This window comes from Pseudomonas cistanchae (assembly GCF_054483635.1).
Genome location: NZ_JBTLWN010000001.1, coordinates 878489 through 897253, shown reverse-complemented (window position 1 = coordinate 897253; position 18765 = coordinate 878489). Strand labels below are relative to the sequence as shown.

11 protein-coding genes and 1 pseudogene are annotated in these 18765 nt (G+C 64.7%); 6 read left to right on the top strand and 6 right to left on the bottom strand.

Annotation, left to right across the window (positions count from 1 at the left end):
- Nucleotides 1-185 precede the first annotated feature (185 nt).
- From ACX0MV_RS04065 to ACX0MV_RS04055, 3 genes are all read left to right on the top strand, one after another.
- Entirely contained in the window at nucleotides 186-1673 is a 1488-nt protein-coding gene (locus ACX0MV_RS04065) for a SulP family inorganic anion transporter (protein WP_458981205.1), read from the top strand.
- A gap of 13 nt (nucleotides 1674-1686) precedes the next feature.
- On the top strand, nucleotides 1687-2538 hold the full coding sequence (locus ACX0MV_RS04060) for a universal stress protein (protein WP_458981204.1): 852 nt from the start codon (nucleotides 1687-1689) through the stop codon (nucleotides 2536-2538).
- A gap of 112 nt (nucleotides 2539-2650) precedes the next feature.
- Nucleotides 2651-3808 (top strand): GGDEF domain-containing protein, encoded by a 1158-nt coding sequence (locus ACX0MV_RS04055; protein ID WP_458981203.1) that lies wholly within the window; start codon nucleotides 2651-2653, stop codon nucleotides 3806-3808.
- A 25-nt stretch (nucleotides 3809-3833) separates the two neighbouring features.
- Here the strand turns inward: ACX0MV_RS04055 and ACX0MV_RS04050 are convergent, their stop codons facing one another.
- The 4 genes and pseudogenes from ACX0MV_RS04050 to ACX0MV_RS04035 all read right to left on the bottom strand — a co-directional run bounded on the left by ACX0MV_RS04050 (nucleotide 3834) and on the right by ACX0MV_RS04035 (nucleotide 7178).
- On the bottom strand, nucleotides 3834-4562 hold the full coding sequence (locus ACX0MV_RS04050; RefSeq protein ID WP_458981752.1) for a methyl-accepting chemotaxis protein: 729 nt from the start codon (nucleotides 4560-4562) through the stop codon (nucleotides 3834-3836).
- A 138-nt stretch (nucleotides 4563-4700) separates the two neighbouring features.
- Nucleotides 4701-5720, bottom strand: a pseudogene (locus ACX0MV_RS04045) (HAMP domain-containing protein); the annotation flags it as partial.
- Nucleotides 5721-5830: 110 nt separating this feature from the next.
- Nucleotides 5831-6019 carry a hypothetical protein gene (locus ACX0MV_RS04040; RefSeq protein WP_458981202.1) on the bottom strand — a complete coding sequence of 63 codons (189 nt, stop codon included), beginning with the start codon at nucleotides 6017-6019 and terminating at the stop codon, nucleotides 5831-5833.
- A gap of 136 nt (nucleotides 6020-6155) precedes the next feature.
- Nucleotides 6156-7178 carry a substrate-binding domain-containing protein gene (locus tag ACX0MV_RS04035; RefSeq protein WP_458981201.1) on the bottom strand — a complete coding sequence of 341 codons (1023 nt, stop codon included), beginning with the start codon at nucleotides 7176-7178 and terminating at the stop codon, nucleotides 6156-6158.
- Nucleotides 7179-7554: 376 nt separating this feature from the next.
- On the opposite strand from ACX0MV_RS04035, the gene ACX0MV_RS04030 reads away from it, so the two are divergent.
- Together ACX0MV_RS04030 and ACX0MV_RS04025 are read left to right on the top strand one after the other, a co-directional pair.
- Complete coding sequence (locus ACX0MV_RS04030) at nucleotides 7555-9054, top strand: M4 family metallopeptidase (protein ID WP_458981200.1); 1500 nt, start codon at nucleotides 7555-7557, stop codon at nucleotides 9052-9054.
- Nucleotides 9055-9194: 140 nt separating this feature from the next.
- Entirely contained in the window at nucleotides 9195-10544 is a 1350-nt protein-coding gene (locus tag ACX0MV_RS04025) for a choice-of-anchor Q domain-containing protein (protein WP_458981199.1), read from the top strand.
- Nucleotides 10545-10599: 55 nt separating this feature from the next.
- On the opposite strand, the gene pbpC is transcribed toward ACX0MV_RS04025, so the two are convergent.
- Nucleotides 10600-12927, bottom strand: a complete 2328-nt coding sequence (pbpC, locus tag ACX0MV_RS04020; protein WP_458981751.1) for a peptidoglycan glycosyltransferase PbpC — start codon at nucleotides 12925-12927, stop codon at nucleotides 10600-10602.
- Nucleotides 12928-13125: 198 nt separating this feature from the next.
- Between pbpC and ACX0MV_RS04015 the strand changes: the two genes are divergently transcribed.
- Nucleotides 13126-13419 carry a hypothetical protein gene (locus ACX0MV_RS04015; protein WP_458981198.1) on the top strand — a complete coding sequence of 98 codons (294 nt, stop codon included), beginning with the start codon at nucleotides 13126-13128 and terminating at the stop codon, nucleotides 13417-13419.
- Nucleotides 13420-13615: 196 nt separating this feature from the next.
- Here ACX0MV_RS04015 and ACX0MV_RS04010 read toward each other — a convergent pair whose 3' ends face one another.
- Nucleotides 13616-18517 (bottom strand): alpha-2-macroglobulin family protein, encoded by a 4902-nt coding sequence (locus tag ACX0MV_RS04010; protein WP_458981197.1) that lies wholly within the window; start codon nucleotides 18515-18517, stop codon nucleotides 13616-13618.
- Between the last annotated feature and the right edge of the window lie 248 nt (nucleotides 18518-18765).

Sequence of the window (18765 nt, the reverse complement as noted above, 5' to 3'; positions counted from 1 at the left end):
TGGCTGCCTACGCCGCCATAGCGTTTCGCCCCCTCCCTGCATAGCCCGGCCGGTGCAACCGTTGCCGTAGCTCTGCCCCTGCGCGCTGGCCGCTGAGCCGGCGCTGCCTCCGTTGCAGCCGTTTTTATTAGCCAATCCGCCCTGCCCTTGCGTGCATGTGCGGACCCCAGCCTTTGGAATTCACCATGCTACAAAGCCTGAAAAACACCTGGTTCTTTAACATCCGCGGCGATGTGCTCGCCGGCCTGGTCGTTGCACTGGCGTTGATCCCGGAAGCCATCGCCTTCTCGATCATCGCCGGGGTCGATCCCAAAGTCGGCCTGTACGCCTCATTCTGCATCGCCGTGGTGATCGCCTTTGTCGGCGGCCGTCCTGGCATGATCAGCGCTGCCACCGGGGCCATGGCCCTGTTGATGGTGACTCTGGTGAAAAATCACGGCTTGGAATACCTGCTCGCCGCCACGCTGCTGTGCGGCGTGCTGCAGATCGGCGCTGGCTATCTCAAGCTTGGCTCGCTGATGCGCTTCGTCTCACGCTCGGTGGTCACCGGTTTCGTCAACGCCCTGGCGATTCTGATCTTTATGGCCCAGTTGCCAGAGCTGACCAACGTTACCTGGCAGGTCTACGCCATGTGCGCGGCGGGCCTGGGCATCATCTACCTGTTCCCCTATGTGCCGAAGCTCGGCCAGCTGATTCCCTCGCCACTGGTGTGCATCCTCTCGATGACCGCGGTGGCCATGTATTTCGGCCTGGATATCCGCACCGTCGGTGATATGGGCGAGCTGCCGGACACCCTGCCGATCTTCCTCTGGCCAAACGTGCCGCTGAACCTTGAAACCCTGACGATCATCTTCCCCTACGCCGCCGCCCTGGCGGTGGTCGGCCTGCTGGAATCGATGATGACCGCGACCATCGTCGACGACCTGACCGACACCAGCAGCGACAAGAACCGCGAGTGCAAAGGTCAGGGCGTGGCCAATATCGCCTCGGGGCTGCTCGGTGGCATGGCCGGCTGCGCGATGATCGGCCAGTCGGTGATCAACGTGAAATCCGGCGGCCGCGGCCGCTTGTCCTGCCTGGTCGCTAGCGTGGTGCTGTTACTGATGGTGGTGTTCCTCAGCGACTGGGTCAGCCAGATTCCCATGGCTGCGCTGGTGGCGGTGATGATCATGGTGTCGATCGGTACCTTCAGCTGGGACTCGATCCGTAATCTGAAGAAATTTCCGCTGTCGACCAACATCGTCATGCTGGCCACGGTGGCCGTCACCGTCTTTACTCACAACCTGGCCTACGGGGTGTTTGTGGGCGTGTTGCTGGCCGCCCTGTTCTTCGCCAACAAGATCGGGCACTTCCTCTACATCGAGTCCGCAACCGACAGCGACGGCACCCAGCGCCTGTACAAGGTGACTGGCCAGGTATTCTTCAGCTCTGCCGACAAATTCGTCGCCGCGTTCGATTTCAGGGATGCCGTCGACAAGGTGATCATTGATCTGTCACGGGCGCACTTCTGGGACATCACCGCCGTCGCCGCACTCGACAAGGTGGTGATCAAGCTGCGCCGCGAGGGCACCGACGTCGAAGTGCTTGGCCTCAACGAAGCCAGCGCGACCATTGTTGACCGTTTCGGCGTGCACGATAAGCCTGACGCCGTCGACCAACGGATGGGCCACTGATAAGGAGAACACCATGTCACACGTAATGGCTTGTATCGATGGCTCGCAATCCACACCCGCCGTATGCGACTACGCGGCCTGGGCCTGTCAGCGTCTGGCCGCGCCCCTGACCTTGCTGCATGTGCTCGACGAGGTGCGCTACCCGGTGGCCGCGGACCTGTCCGGCACCATCGGCCTGGGCAGCCGCGAAAACCTGCTCGAAGAGCTGGCTGACCTCGACCAGCGCCGGCACAAGCTGGCGCTGGAGCAGGGCCACCTGATGCTCGAGGCGGCGCGCCAGCGAGCGCAGGTCGATGGCGTGGACGCGGCGCAATTGCGCCAGCGCCACGGCGACCTGGTCGAGTGCCTGCACGAGCTGGAAAAGGACATTCGCCTGCTGGTGATCGGGCGTCAGGGCAGGACCAGCGACACCGTCAGCCAGTTGGTCGGCAGCCACCTGGAGAACGTGATCCGCACGCTGCACCGGCCGATTCTGGTCAGCTGCGGTGCGTTCAAGACGCCGCTGAGCTATATGCTTGCCTATGACAACAGTCCCACGGCGGACAAGTGCATCGAGATGATCGCCGCCAGTCCGCTGCTCAAGGGTCTGCCCTGCCACCTGCTGATGGTGGGCGCCGATACCGCCACCGCCCGTGCGCAGTTGCAGGCGGCTGGCCAGCGGCTACAAGGCTCGGCCAGCGAAGTGCACCTGGCCATCCGCGCTGGCGATGTCGAGCAAACCCTGCACGCCTACCAGATCGAACAGGGGATCGACCTGCTGGCGATGGGCGCCTACGGCCACTCGCGGATTCGCCAGTTTCTGGTCGGCAGCACCACCAGCCATCTGTTGCGCACCAGCACCAGCGCGTTGCTGATTCTGCGCTGAGCGATCACACCCGCGACCAGGGCCGTCGTAAAGACGCCGGCGCGGGCGCCCCATACGGATGGCTAATTGACAGCTCGTTTGTACGGCTCGCATTATCGGCGCATCCCCCTTCATGCGGCCGCCCCCTATGACCGGCTCCGATGTGCCACGCCAGCCTGCGGCGTTTCGCGTATGGCGCGAGGCCCAAGACACCCGACTGCGCACGCGCCTTGGCGGCATCTATTACCTGCTGGCATGGCTGCTGACCTGGCTGTTCAGCGCCGCTCCGGGCGACCAGCTGGCGCTCGGCCTGGGTGGCATCGCGCTGTTCGGCAGCCTGCTCGGCCTGCGCCTGCTGCATCGGCTACCCAACGAACAATCCAGCGACGCCCTGCACCAGTGGCTCAACCGGCACTGGTGCCTGATCTTCTTCACCGCCTGCGCCTGGGGCGTCGCCCATGCCTGGGTGGTGGTCAGCCCGGTGTTTGCCGACTCCTGGTTTATCGCCACGCTTAGCACCATCGCCTTCAGCACTGCCGTGGCCTTCAACTTCAGCATGCGCAAGGGTCGGGCGGTCATCGCCCTGCTGCTGATCTACCTGCCCGGCCTTGCGGCCATGGGAGCCGACTGGGGCGAGCGTCACGCCATGCTGGTGACGCTGGCGTTCTACCTGAGTTACCTGGTGCTGGTCCTCAACCGCAGCCACCGCGAATACCAGGCCACGCTGACCCTGGAGCTGAGGCTGCTCGAACAGCAGGAAAGCCTGGAGCGGGTCAGTCGCACCGACAGCCTGACCCAGCTGGGCAACCGGTATCAGTTCAACACCCTGTTTCCGGCAATGATCGCCGGCGCCCAACGCCAGGCCGAGCCGTTGTCGCTGGTGCTGCTGGACATCGACTTTTTCAAACGCATCAATGACCAATACGGCCATGCCTACGGTGACGCCTACCTCGGCGCCTTCGCCCAGCGCATGCGCGAGGTGTTCCAGCGTGACAGCGACGCCTTGCTGCGCCTGGGCGGTGAAGAGTTCGGCGTATTGATGCCGAGCACCCCACTGGAGCAGGCTCGACTGCTGGCCCAAGAATTCCTCGACGATCTGGTTCAACGCCCTCTCGATGTGCGCGCCCCTGAAGGTCAGGATAGCCCTGCAGCACTGACCGCCAGCCTTGGCGTCGGCTGTTACAGCCCGGGGCTCGATGGCAGCGCCGAAGCCTTTTTCAAGCGAGTCGACGACGCTCTTTATCGGGCGAAGAACAGCGGGCGCAATCGCGTGGCACTGGCGGCCGAATAACCGCCGCCAGTGCCACGCCCGATCGCTACAGGCGGAAGTTGCCCATCTGCTTGGCCAGATCATCCGCCAACCCGCGCAGGGTCTGGCAATCCTCGCGGCAATGGCGGGCTTCGTCGGCAGTGGCATGGGCCAGATCGGCGATGCCCTGCACGTTGCGGTTGATCTCTTCGGTCACCGATGTCTGCTCCTCGGTCGCAGCGGCCACCTGGGTGTTCATATCGCTGATCTGCTCGACCTGCTGAGTGATAGCGCTAAGCGACTGTCCGGTGCGCTGGCTGGCTTCGACCCCGGTGCCGGTGGCTGCCTGACCGGCATGCATCGAATTGACCGCGGTTTCCGCGCCACTCTTCAAGCGCGCGATCATCTGCTGGATTTCATCGGTAGACGCCTGGGTGCGGCTGGCCAAGGTGCGCACCTCGTCGGCCACCACGGCAAAGCCACGGCCCATTTCGCCGGCACGCGCCGCTTCGATGGCGGCATTCAGCACCAGCAGATTGGTCTGTTCGGAAATTCCGCGGATCACCGCCAGCACTTGGTCGATCGACGCGACCTGCTGCGCCAGTTCACCGACTGCCGAAGCAGCGCCGCCGATATCCGCGGACATCCGCTCGATGTGGCTGATCGACTGGCCAACGACCACGCGTGCCTGCTGCGCTTCGTCGCGGGCACTGCGTGAGGCCATGGCCGCGCTGTTGGCATTGCGGGCGATCTCCTGCACGGTGAGTCCCATCTCGTGCACGGCGGTGGCGACCATGTCGGTCATGTCCTGCTGCTGACCGGAGCGGCCGGCGGTGTTTTCCACCACCTGGCTGACCTGGGCGACCGCGCTACGCAGACGCTCACTGGTCGCCAGCACATCGGAAATCAGGCTGCGCTGGCTGCCGATGAACGCGTTGAAGCCACGGGCCAGATCGCCCAGTTCATCGCTGCGGGTTTCGTCGAGGCGACGGGTCAGATCACCACCGCCACCGCCGATCTCCACCAGCGCCTTGGTCACCTGACGAATCGGCCGTACCAGGCCGCGGGCCAGCAGCACCACCAGACCAAGGAACAGCAGGGCAACGCCGATTCCGATCAGGGTGGTCATCAGCAACGCCTGGCGCGCCTCGCCGTAGATTTCCGCCTCGGGCACCTCGCTGACCAACCTCCAGTTCAGCGACTGCAGCGGCTGCGACAAGGCGAGGAAGTCCTGCCCGTCGCGGCTGAAACGCTGCACCCCGGAGCCATCCTGGAGCAGGTCCTTGGCGGCCTGATCGCCGACCAGCTGATGCAATTCGCGCTGGTCGTTGAATTCCGATTGCGGGTGAACCTTGATGCGCCCGTCGCCGCTGACCAGGTACACCCGTCCCTGTTCGCCAAAGCGGAAGTTACTGACCAGATCGGACATGCCGCTCAGGCTGAAGCCCAGCCCGGCGACGCCGAGCAGCTTGCCGCCCGTGGACAGCTGCTGGTTGATGAACAGCGTCGGCTGGCGGGTGGTCGCATCGATGTCGATATCCAGCGAGCGCTGTTTGTTGCTATCCAGAAAACCGTAGAACCAGGCGTTTTCCGACGGCCCGCGGGTCAGGGTGCGATCAAGACCCTTGCCAGTGAAGTAGTTGCCGCTTTCCGCCACCACGATAAAGGTGGTCAGCGCTTTCTGCTGGCTCTGCACGCTGGCCAGGTAGCGGACAAATGCCGGTTGCTGGGCAGGGTCCTCGCCTTGTGCCAGCCAATCCAGCACCAGGCTGTTTTCGGCGATGCCACGGGCGGCGGTGAGCGGCTCAGCCAGCACCCGCTCCAGGTCATTACGGATTGCCAGAATGCTGGCGGGCAGCGCTTCCTGCAGCAGATAGCGGTCGGTGAGACGATTCACCACCGCCGAATAGATGCCAACCACCAGCAGAATACTGGCAAGCAAAGCGGCGCCCATGCTGATGATCAGCTGCCACTGGATACTGCGTTTCCATAAGCCCATGGGGCACCTCTTGGTTCGCTGCTATTATTCTTGGATACATGATTGTATACATTTAAACAGACGATCTATCCAGCAGTCTTATTGGCGCTGCCCGGCGCAGCTTGAGACCGTTGATCTGCCGCAGGCCCGCTAGATACGCCAATGCCCGGGCTGCTTAGGCGCTTCATCTTGATGGCTTTCGCTTTGGAAGAAACAGCCATCGTCGGATCTGCAGTTGCCATCATGAAGCGCAGACCGGTATTTCCGACCGGCATATGAGCCTCCTTACTGAAGCCACTTCTGCCGATCTGAAAGGATTGAGGTGCGTTGTAAATTGCGCTGTGAGGCTTCGCCCAGGCCAGGCGTGCCGGACTTAACGGTCACTGAGTAAGCGCGCATCGCAACCCCATCTCAGTTCTGCCGCCATAACCTCAGATAGCCGGCCTCATGCACGGCATCACGCTCGATGCTGTGGTTATCGACGGTGCGCAGCGCGTCGGTGGTGATCAGCAGGGGCGACGCCACATATTTGCTGGGTGGGTAGCCGGTCAATGCGCGGTTGAGTTCATCGACCAGTTGCCAGCCATGGGCGCCGAGGGGTTCGGCAACCGTAGCAACCTGCTGCGACAAACCGGAACGGATGCGCCCAAGCGCCTTGGCCGAACCGTCCCCCGCGGACAGGTTGCGCATGTTCCTGCGGCCCACCGTGTTGAGCGGCGCGTTGATGTGATCGAAATACACGTCGTTGATCGCCAGGGTGTGGGTCCAGGTCTCGCCAAACTGCCGATGCAGCGCCTTTACCCGCTCGGCCATCGCACGGCCGGCCTGGGAAATCGGCACATCCTCGACACTCAGCACCCGGCACTGCGCGCAGCCTTTGAGCCGCTCGACCATGCGCTGGGTCTTGGCAGTGGCGATGGCGAACTGGCTGTCGGTGAAAATCACCACACCGGCCTGGCCGTCTTCGATCACCAGGTCCGCCGCCATATCGGCTACCACCAACGGGTCGGTGGTGACATTGGTGAAGAGCTGCTCGCTCGGGCCTGGACGGTCACCGGCATGCCAGCCCACCACGGGAATTTCATGCACCTTGAACTCGTCGATCAGCCCAACCAGGACCTGGGGCTCGACGCCGCCAAGCACCAGGGCATCGGGCGAATCCTCAAGGGCGCGTTCGGCCAGGCGACGCATCTCCTCCGGCTCGCCATGACCATCGACCGCCCGCACCTGCCAGCCGACCTGCTTGGCCGCGCGCTCGAAGCTGCGATAAACCCCCACGATGCCGCCATTGCGAAAATCCGCGGCCAGAAAAACGATGCGCTTGTCGGCCTGGACGACGGGGCCGTCGATGGGCCCAAGCCACTCACTCGCCTGTGCGCTGGATAGCAGCAGGCACAGGCCGCCGAGCAGATAAGTGATCGCTAGGTTTCGCACGCTAAAGCTTCCTTTTCTTTTTTTAACTGCGTCAAACATATTGCCCAGCCCTGGGCATTGACGATAGCCCAGCCGGCTCGCTGCGTATGACAGCCTGGCGCGGAATAATTGCGCCGCGCCCGGGCCGTTTTGCCATACGCGACTGCGCCGTGACCGCTTCAGCGAGAGTAAGTTCGAATAATTTTCGGCGAACACGTCGCCAAATCCAGCTAAAAAACAGCCATCTGTCGCGAACCTGAAAATAATTTTTATTTATGGGTGATGTCTGGCTATACAGATTCCGGACCGGGCATACCCTACGCCCGGTTTGATCGCAGCCCCTGCCCACAAGGCGCGCTGCGGCTATTGGAGATCGACTGTTTCTGGAGATGGACGAATGAAAAGCGCTTCACTGGTTTCAACCTTGCTGCTGGGCAGCCTTACCGCTTCGGCAGGCTTCGCGGCCGACTTGATCGACGTGTCCCAGCTGCCGGCCAAACGCAGCCTCACGGGCCAGCCGAGCCTGCATGCCGACCTCGGCATCGCGCCTGACGAGTTGAAGGTGCTGCGGCAAAAGAACATGGCCAACGGCAAGCGGGTAGTCCGCTATCAGCAATACGTCGACGGCGTGCGGGTGCGCGGTGAAGCGATCACCGAAGTGCTCGGCGGCGCCACCCTCAGCGGTGCGGGCAAGGCGGTGGCGTCGCGCAGCGGCCACTACGTGAGCAACGTCGCTGCCGACCTGGTAGCCGGCACACGCCCCGCCCTCACGCCGGAGCAGGCACTGGCGCAGGCCAAGTCGCTGAAGGGCGTCAGCCAGCGCGCGCTGAACGAGCAGACTGAGCTGGTCATCGAGCTGGACGACGCCAACCAGGCGCGCCTGGCCTATGTGGTGTCGTACTTCCTTGACGGCGCGCAGCCCTCGCGCCCGTTCTTCCTGATCGATGCCAATGACGGCAGCGTGCTCAAGCAGTGGGATGGCCTGGCGCACCGTCGCGATGCCACCGGCCATGGCGGCAACCAGAAGACGGGCAGGTACGTGTTCGGCAGCGACTATGGTCCGCTGCGCGTGACCAACGACTGCCACATGAACAGCGGCGACGTGCTGACCGTGGACCTCAACAACAGCAACAGCAATCGCAAGACCACTCCGTTTCAGTTCGCCTGCTCGTACAACGAATACAAGACTGTCAACGGCGCCTATTCGCCGCTCAACGACGCTCATTATTTCGGCAACGTGGTGTTCAACCTGTACCGCGACTGGTTCGGCCTGCGCCCGATCACCCAGAAGCTGTACATGAAGGTGCACTTCGGCAACGGCTACGAAAACGCCTTCTGGGACGGCAGCTCGATGACCTTCGGCGATGGCGAAGACACCTTCTACCCGCTGGTCGCACTGGACGTGGTCGCCCATGAGGTCAGCCACGGCTTCACCGAGCAGAACTCCGGCCTGGAATACCGCAATCAGTCGGGTGGCATCAACGAGGCGTTCTCCGACATGGCCGGCGAAGCGGCGGAGTACTACATGCGCGGCAGCAACGACTGGAAGGTGGGATACGACATCTTCAAGGGCGACGGTGCCTTGCGCTACATGGCCGACCCGACGCGCGACGGCGAGTCCATCGGTCACGCCACCGACTATTACCGGGGCATGGACGTGCACAATTCCAGCGGCGTCTACAACAGGGCGTTCTACCTGCTGGCGCGCTCGTCCGGCTGGAACACCCGCAAGGCCTTCGAAGTGTTCCTCGACGCCAACCGCTTCTACTGGACCGAGACCAGCACCTACGACCGCGGCGCCTGTGGCGTCATCCTTGCCGCCGAAGCGCGCAACTACGGCAGCGCCGCCGTGACCCGCGCCTTCGAGAAGGTCGGCGTGAGCTGCCAGACCCGCTAGGCCCTGATCGGCGAGGGCAGCCGCCCTCGCCTTTCCCCACCTGGGCGGCCCGCACTTTATTCAGGCCGCATGGTCACTGCTACACCGCTCAAGGAAGCCCGGTTGTCTCCGAGTGGCCACCCCAAGCCCTGGAGCCAACCATGCTTACCCTCACCTTGCGTGCCCGCACTTACCCGATCGTGTTTTCCCTGCTCGCCTGTTCGCTCGCCGACGCGACCGCCGCGGACCTGATCGTCAGCAAATTCGACGACAGTAACGACGGCGTGTGCAACGCCGACTGCTCGCTGCGCGAAGCGGTGCACCACGCCAACATGACGTTCGAGGCCGACCGCATTCTGCTTGCCGCCGGCACCTACGCACTGACCCTCGGCGGCGGACAGCCGGAAGAAAGCGCCAACCTTGCCGGCGACCTCGACGTGATGTTTTCGGACCTGACCATCATCGGTGCGGGTATGCGCCGCACCTTGATAGACGGCGGGCAATTCGACCGTCTGTTCGATGTGTCAGTCGCCTCGACACTGCGCCTGGAACAACTGACGTTAAGCAACGGGCGCACGTCCGGTTTCGGTGGCGCCCTGCGCAACCGCGGCACGCTCGAGCTGGAGCACGTGTGGGTAAAGGGCAGCGCCGTGCTGGCCGACATCGGGGCTGGCGGTGCGATTGCCAACTACGGCGACCTCAGCGTCAGTTCGTCGTTTTTCGACGACAACCAGACCCACGCCAGTGACGGCTCCGGCGAAGGCGGCGCGATCTACAACAACCGCGCCGGCACCTTGCTGGTGCGCAACAGCCGCTTTACCGGCAACATCAGTTACGACGATTTCGACACCGGCCGCGGCGCTGCCATCTACAACGAAGGCATCGCCGACATTGCCCGCAGCGCCTTTATCGGCAACAAGGGCGGCGAGTACGGCAACGGCTCAGCAATCCTCAACGCCGAGGGCGGTGACCTCACGCTGAGCAACAGCACCATCAGCGGCAACGTCGGCTATTACAGCTACGGCACCTTTGCCAACGGTCAGTTCGGCAGCCGCAACAACCCCACCACCACGGCAAGGCTGGTCAACGTCACCATCGCCGACAACGAAGGCGTGGCGGCGCTGTACAACCTGGGCGTACTCGAGGTGCGCAACAGCATCGTGGCTGGCAATTATCAGATACCCGACGAAGGCCCCCGGCGCCCGGCCAACTGCCGCAGCGCCGCCGGTGCGACGCTGAAAAGCCGCGGCATGCTGCTGGGCACCCATGAATACGGCTGCACCGCCGACATGCCGATCAACGACAACCTCGCCTTCACCCAGGTGCTCGAGCCGCTCGACAGCAGCCTGACCGTGCCGATTCATCCGCTCAAGGCGGGCAGCCTGGCCATCGATGCTGGCGTGGGCAGCTGTACCCAGACCGATCAGCGCAAGGTCGCCCGGCCACAGGACGGCGACGGCGATGGCAGCGCCGGCTGCGACCTGGGCGCCTACGAGCGCGCCGCACCTTGAGCCGGTCGGCGATTAGCTGTACGTGACCGTCACGCCAGGACTGATGGGTGAACCGCTAATCGCCGACGCCGAACTCGACCCGGGCGGTCTGGCCGCTCTCGTCGAGCACGCTGAGCTGATAGCGCCCGCTGCGCTCGAACGCATGGCTGAACGGCGCATCGACGGCCGTCTCGGCAAACGGCTCGCCATTGACGAACCACCAGCGCCGACCGCTGCCACCCAGTGCGGACAGGCGCAAACGCAGTGGCTCGACACTGCCGGCAGGGCGGCGCAGGCGGTCGCCTTCGCGCACGCCGACTATCGACAGCGGCGCTACCAGGGGGGTGCTGCGCGGCGGGCAACTGCGGTCAACCGCCGGCAAGCGCGCGCTACGCCGCTCACGCCGGGGCAACCAGGGCTCCAGCGGTGCCGGCCATAGCGCGACGCCATGGGGTGTGGCGCCAGGGCAGGCAGCATCGACGCGCAGCCCGTCGCGGTTGAGCCAGATCTTTTCTTGCAGCCCCACGCCCAGCGGCTGATCCAGCGCCTGCAAGGTCGGTGGCGTGGTGCCGTCCAAAGTCCAGGCGAAGCGCCGCCGCCGGCAATTCGCATCGTCGCTGGGCAATGGCTGGCCAAGCGGCCAGCAGATCGCCGCAACACCGACTTCGGCGGGTTGCGGATCGCGCGGCAAGGCGATCCCGCGCTGGCTGTCGCGGTTTACCAGCAGATCATGCACCTGCAGCAGCAAGGGCGCCGCCGAGGCCAGGCCGAACTGGCCCGGCACTGGCGTGCCATCCGGACGGCCGATCCAGATGCCGATCAGGTAACGCGGCGCCACGCCAATCGCCCAGGCATCGCGAAAGCCATAGCTGGTACCGGTTTTCCAGGCCAGGCTGGGGCGCTGCACCAGCTGCGCGCGCGGGTCGCGGTCGGGGCGTGCCTGGCCGCTGAGAATGCGCCGCACGATCCAGGCCGCACCGGGCGACAGCAGACGCCGTTCGTAGAGCGGGTCCTGCGGCTGAAAGCGCAAACGCGCGACCTTGCCGGCGCGGGCAAAAGCGCTGTAGCCGCTGACCAGCTCTTCCAACCGACTGCCAGCGCCGCCGAGGATCAGCGTCAGGTTTGGTTCGGCCAGCGGCGGCAGCGCCAGGGGGACGCCGGCACTGCGCAGTTCGCCGGCAAAGCGTTTCGGCCCGTAGGCTTCCAGCAGTTGCACCGCGGGCAGGTTGAGCGAGGTGGCGAGCGCCTCGCTGGCCGAGACCGCGCCGCTGAAACCGGCGGCGAAGTTGCCCGGCCGGTAATCACCGTAGCGCCGCGGTACGTCCTGCAGAAGCGATTCCGAATGGATCAGCCCTTCATCCAGGGCCATGCCATAGAGAAACGGCTTGAGTGTGGAACCGGGTGAGCGCACTGCGTTGATCATGTCGACATGGCCGAAGCGCTTGGCATCGCCGATATCCACCGAGCCAAGGTAGGCGCGCACCGCCATGCCTGGTTGCTCGACCACCAGAATCGCCGCCGAGGTGCGCTCCGGCAACCGCGCCCGCCAACCCAGCAACAGGTCTTCCAGACGCCGTTGCAGGGCAGCGTCCAGGGTGGTGCGAATCAACGGTGGGCTATCGCGGCCGTTCAAGCGCCGCGCCAGCAACGGCGCCAGCCGCGGTTCCTGACGCGGCGCCAGCAGCACCGGCTCCTCCAGCGCATCGTTGATGGCCGACTGCGGCCACACCGCGAAACTGGCCAGGCGCTGGAGCACCTTGTCCCTGGCCGCCTGCGCGCGTTCGGGGTGACGATCTGGGCGCAAGCGGCTCGGCGCCTGGGGCAATACTGCAAGCAGGGCGGCTTCGGCACGGGTCAGCTGGCTGGGCGGCTTGCCCAGGTAGGCCCAACTGGCCGCCGCAACGCCCTGCAGCGTGCCGCCGAACGGCGCGCGGTTGAGGTAAATGCCGAGAATTTCCGTCTTGGACAGGTGGAATTCGAGCTGCAGCGTGCGCCACAGCTGCTTGAGTTTGCCGCCGTAGCTGCGCGCGTGGGGGTCGAGCAAGCGCGCGACCTGCATCGACAACGTGCTGCCGCCGGACACCACGCGACCGCCGCTGAGGTTCTGCCAGGCCGCGCGCCCCAGGGCGAGCGGATTGACGCCGGGGTGGGCGTAGAACCAGCGGTCTTCATAGGTCAGCAGGGCCTCCAGGTAAAACGGCGACACCTCATCCGGGCTCACCGGGTAGCGCCACACGCCGTCATGGTCAGCAAAACGCCACAGCGGCGTGCCGTCCTCGGCCAGCACCACACGCGCCAGGTCATCCTCGGGCAGAGGCAGCGGAAACAAACGATCGGCCAGCGCCAGCAGCAACACCAGCACCAGCGGGATTGCCAGCCACGGCCGACGCAGCAGGCGCCATATCTGGACGCGCCAGCCGATCAACACGGCTTAAACCCTATTGGCGGCCAGGGCGAGACAACCCCAGCTTGCCAATACGCGACGGATATCATTGCTCACACTCAATTCGCAGGGCACCGCTCGATAGCGCTGCCATCGCGTGCAATGACTGGCACACTAGCCCGCGGCAGCAATCCGCCGCAGCTGACAGGAACGGTACATATGAGTGTTGAAGGTTTTTTTGAATCGCTCGGTGAGGCATTCGGCTCGGTTCTACGTTTTATCGTCGAAGGCCTGAGTGGCTTCTTCGGCATGTTGGGCAGCGCCGTCGGCAGCTTTATCGATGGCATGTCCAAGGCACTGGGTGTAACGCCCTCGCTGCTGAGCATCGGCGTCCTGCTGCTTGGCCTGTGGCTGCTCTACCTCGCCGTACGGGCGTTTATCAAGCGCTCGATCATCGCCGGGCTTATCTGGACCGTGTTGGGGTTATGGCTGCTCAGCGGTTTGATCAGCTAGCGCTGCCGCCTGCCAGGTTGCCTTGCCCGAACGACCTCCCCGGACTCATCCGACCCGCCCGCAATGAGGCCTTTAACGGCCTCCACAGGGGCGGACATGCGAAGGCTGGTCCGCCATCTGGATTGCTGAAGGTGGACAAGCCTTCGGCATGTCCACCCTACAACAACGTCTGCAAGCCCGATGAGCCTGGGAACGGCTAGCGCTCCCTGATCACCATCCGCGCGGGGGTTTCGCCCAGCGCCTGCCAGTTCGGCCGGTACATCGACTCCACCTGCGGCGGCGGCACACGGTAAGTGCCCGGCGTAACGGCGCGCGCCAGGTAAAGCAGGTGCGTGGTGTCGTAACCGTTTACATCCACCGCTGCGACGTAACGGTCGCCACGGAATTCCTGGTGCTTGATGCCGGCGTTCTGCATCGACTCGCGCCACTCCTTCACCGCGCTGCTGGCGTCATCCAGGCTAGCCGCGCTTTGCGCCAGGTTCTGATTTTCCAGTTCGAGGCCGGCCGGCAGCAGATCGACCACCAGTGCATCGGGCACCCGCTGCTGGGATGCGACGGCGATATGCACCAGCACCAGCTCGCCGCTTTCGAGGTTATCGAGGTCCAGGCGCTCGCCGTCCATTCCCAGGTACTCGCGGTGAATGCTGAGATTCTCGCCGCCTGCGGCCGGCGCGCTGCTCGGGTAACCGGACAGCGTCAGCTGCTGATACAGCGGCTCGCTGCCCGGATTGCTGATGCTCAGCGGCGCTGCCAGCTCGTCGCTGTCCAGCTTCAGGCCGGGCTGCGCATTGCTCAGCTGGAAGGCGAAGCTGCCGCTCTGCAGGTTCGCCTGCCAGTTCGCCTCGGGCTTGCTCAGCATATTGCGGCCAGCCAGGTACAGCGCGTTGCGCTCCTGGGTGGACAGCCATTGCTGACCGGCCAGGGCATCCGCCAGATCGAACAGGCGCTCTTCGCGCCGGGTGCCGCCCAGGTCGTGTTCTTCCAGCAGCGCCAGGATCAGCGCCTGATCACGCAGCGAGCTGCCGTAGTCGGCAAGCCAACCGTCATCGTCGCGGTCGCGGGCCAGGCCCGCGCTGAGCAACTCATCGGCGCGCGGCTGATCGCCCATCTTCTGCATGGCCACTGCCAGTTGCACCAACGGCAGGCCGGAGAGCGCTTCGCTGCGCCGCTCATACAGACTGCGCAGCGCGCCCAGCGGCGCCTGCTGGCTGCGCGCAAGCACGTAACCGGCGTACGCCTGCACCGCGAAACGGCTGTGATTGGCGTCGTCGCTGTAATTGATTTCGATCAGGTTGCGTTCCTGCACATAGCGCAGCAGCCGCTCATTGGCTTTCTTCAGCGCCTCGTCCGGCACGCCGAAGCCCTGCTCGCGAGCGCGCAGGAGGAAGTCGGTGACGTAGGCAGTCAGCCAATATTCCTCTTCGCTGTCCGCACCCCACAGGCCGAAGCTGCCGTTGTAGCGCTGCATGCTCAGCAGCCGCTCGATGCCCAGGTCGATGGAGCGCTTGCGCTGGTCGTCCGGCTCGGCCTCGACCCCCAGGCGCTTGAGCGCCGCGGGATCGGCGTACAGCGACGGGTACAAGCCGCTGGTGGTTTGCTCCAGACAGCCATAAGGGTAGGCCTTGAGCGCGCGGATCTGCTCGCCGAGGTTGAGCGGCGGCCGGCTGGAAATTGCCAGGCGCGCCTCCAGGCCCGCACGCTCGAAGGCATTCAAGGTGCCCTCCGGCAGGCTCCAGGCCTGATCCTTGAGCACCGCGCGGAAATGCTGCAGCTGCGCCGGGTAGGCCGGGCGCACGCCCAGGGTCCACTCGCGGCTGAACGTCGGCAGCGCTTCGCCGGGCAGTTCCAGCCCGTTCACGCTGACCTTGATCCGACCTTGACCGTAACCGCCCAGGGCCCGCACCGGAATCCGCAGGATGGTGCGCGCGCCGTCGTCCAGCTTGACCGAGGTCGGCGCCGCGGCCTGAATCAGGCTCAGCTGGCCTTCGGCAGCGACCTGCACGTCGAGTTGCTGCGCCTTGCCGGACAGGTTGCTGACATCCAGCGCCAGGGTGGTTTCATCGCCACCCGCCAGGAAACGCGGCGCCGAGAGTTCGGCAATCAGCGGTGCGGCGACCACGGTCTTGCCTTCGCCCATGCCGTAGCGCTCGTCGGTCCAGGCCTGCGCCATAAGGCGCAGTTCACCGTTGAAATCCGGAATATTCAGGCTGACTTCGCCTTCGCCCTGCTCGTTCAGGCGCAGCGGCTCGCTTTGCAGCGCGACGATCAGCACACTGGTATCCGGACGCTTGCCGCCCGCCGCCAACGCGGCATCGCCACCGAACGCCAGCTTGGCGACCCGGCCCTGACCGGCCTCGATCAACTGGCCGTAGATATCCAGATGATCAGCGCCGTAGGCCTTGCGCCCGAACAGCGCGGCAAAGGGATCGGGCGTGGGGTATTCGGTGATATTGAGAATGCCGACGTCCACCGCCGCAACCAGTACCTGGGCCTGTTCCGGCACGCTGCCATCGGCATTGCGGGCACGCACCTTGACCTTCAGCGGCTGGTTCGGGCGCATCTTTTCAGGTGCGTCGAGGGTCAGCGCCAGCTTGCGCGGCGCGCGCTCCAGCGGCAGGTGCAGCAGGCCAACCGCGCGCTTGGGCGTCGCATTGCTCTGCCGCTCGCCCGGGCGAATCACCAGCGCACTGACGTACAAGTCGTGGCGCGCCCAATCCTTGGCAATCGGAATATCGAAGGTCTTGCCCTCGGCCGGCACGTCGATTTCCTGCCACCACAAGGGGCCTTCGCTGGATTCGACCAGCAGGTAGCCATTGCCTGCGGACGGCGGCGTGACCGTGACCTTGGCGGTCTCGCCATCGGCGTAGGCGGGTTTGTCCAGTGCCAGCTTGACCTGGTCGGGCCGTACGGCGCCGCCGTCAGCGTTGTCCTGCCAGCGGTAGCCGGCCCAGAAACGCAGGCTGCTGAGCATGCCGGTCTGGGCATCGATCACCTCGACGCGGTACGGGCCCCACTCCACCGGGAAGCTGATCTTGGCAGTGCCGCCCGCCGTGACCTTGAGGCTTTCTTCGTTGAGGGTGAGGAATTTTTCGTTGTAGTTGTGGCTCCAGCCTTCGCTCTCGGAAAAATTCCAGAAGTAGTCGCGGCGCTCGCGGATCAACCGCACGTTGAGCTGGTCGGCACCCAGCTTGTTGCCGGCGGCATCCGCCACCAGTACTTCGAACTCGGCCAGGCTGTCGGCGTCGACCTCCTCGCCTTCGAACAATGCACGCACGCCGGGCAGCCGTTCGGCCGGCCATACCGGCTGGATCAGGCGCCGGGTAATGGCGCGGCCACCGGATTCCTGCAGGCTGGCCTGCAGAATCAGGCGCAACGGTGACTTGGCTTCGCTCCAGCGGCTGTCGATGCTCAGCTGGGTTTTGCCTTCCTCATCCAGGCTGACTTCATCCAGTTCGATGTCTTCGCTCAGCTCTTCCTCGGTGACCGAACCAAACTGATAACCGGGCAGGCTTTCCACTGCTTCGCGCAGCGGCCGCACATACAGCTGGCCGCTCAGGCGATTGCCGGCAGCCGGCGCGCCGTAGAGGTAGCGCCCGGTGACGGCAAAGCTGGCGCTCTCGGCCGGAGTAAACGGCGTGTCGCGCCCCTTGAGTTCCAGCGCCAGGCGCTCGGGCAGGAAATCCTCGACCGAAAATTCGTACAGTTGCGGTTTGCCGTCGCCCAGGTCGAACAGCAATTGCCAGCGACCGGTTGCGGCCTCTTCGGCCAGTTGCAGCTGATATTGATAGAGGCCGGACTCATTGGCCTGCCAGACGAACTTGCGGCTGACCTGTTCATCCGGACGGCGCACCTCGACGTTGACGGGCTGCGCCTTGATCGCGCGGCCATCGGCATCGCGCAGCAAACCATTGAGCAGCACGGTTTCGCCTGGGCGATACAGGTCGCGCGGGCCGAACACGAAAAATTGCAGCGGATGGGCCTGGGCGCCGCCAATGTCGAACTCGGCCAGGTCCAGCGCCGGCCCGTTCAGGCGCAGCAGGCTGGTCTGTTCGCCCTGGTGCGCCAGCAGCACTTCGGCCTTGGGCGGCAGTGGCAACTCGGCATGGCCGGCGCCGTCGGTCTCGCCTTCAGCCAGCACCTGGCCCTGGGCATCGAGCAGTTCGAGGGCGACATCGCCCATCGCCTCGCCACCGGCCAGCGCCTGGGTGAAGACATCCAGACGGTTCTGGTAACGGTGCACCGACAGGCCGATATCGCTCAGGGTAAAGAGCGTGGCGGGTTGCGAATAGCTGTAGTTGCCGGCCTCGCGCATCACCGCCAGGTACACGCCCGGCTGCTTGAACGGCTCCAGCCCGGCGATCGGCAACAACAGGGTTTCCCGGGTGTTGCGCGCCGGATTGAGATCGAAGCGACCGCCGTAGACCAGCTCGGCCATCGGCAGCAGCGAGCGCGACTCCCAGGTGTCGAGGTTGCTGCTGCTTCCCCACTGGGCGAGAAACGCCGGCAGGGATTCCGGCTTGATGCGGAAGAACTCGACGTTGACCTTGTCGACGTTCAGCGCGATCACCGGCAGGCCTTCCGCCAAGCGTGTCGGCAACAGCGAGCCGCGACTGGCGAAACCGACGCTGGCTTGCAGGTCGCGGGTTTCCAGTCGGGTTTCATGCTCGGCGGCGAGGGCCTCGCCGGTCAGCGCACGCAACCCGGCATCGATGGTCAGCACAAGCTTGCGCTGGGGCTCCAGGTGGCGCAGGCGCAACTCCATCAGGTTGTCGCTGAGCTCCCAGGCGCCGTCAACCTTGCCCTCGGTGCTGTCGACCAGGTGCAGGCGCTCGGCGAATTTCTGTTCAGGGTCGAGCGGTACCGAGAAGCTTACCGACAGGGTGCTGGCCCCCTCGAGCTGGATTTCGGAGACATCCACCACGCTCAACTCGCGGCCGGCATAGCGCTCGGCCAGTGCCTCGCGGTCGATCACCGGCTTGGCTGCCTGGCTACTGGCGGCCGGCGCGGTCGAGGTGACCTCGGCAGGTTCGGGGGTCGAGGAATCACAGGCGCTGAGCAGGCTCAGGACAAGTGCCAGAAGCAGTCCTTTCTTCGGCATTGCGGGCTCCAACAGGATGGTGTGTGCAGAGGGCTGACACTATAGTCGAGCGCCCTGATGGCGACGAGATCGTCGCCGCAAAATTGCTGGCTGCGGCACAGGTTTTTGCCTGCCAGGCCGGCTATGGCGAGCAGGCATATTTTGCGACATATCGCGGCTCCACCTCGGTGAAAAGACCGCAGAATTTTCGTCCGCGGGCGCCGTACAATCGCCGACCCAGCCCAGGCGAACGACTTGGGCCAACCTAC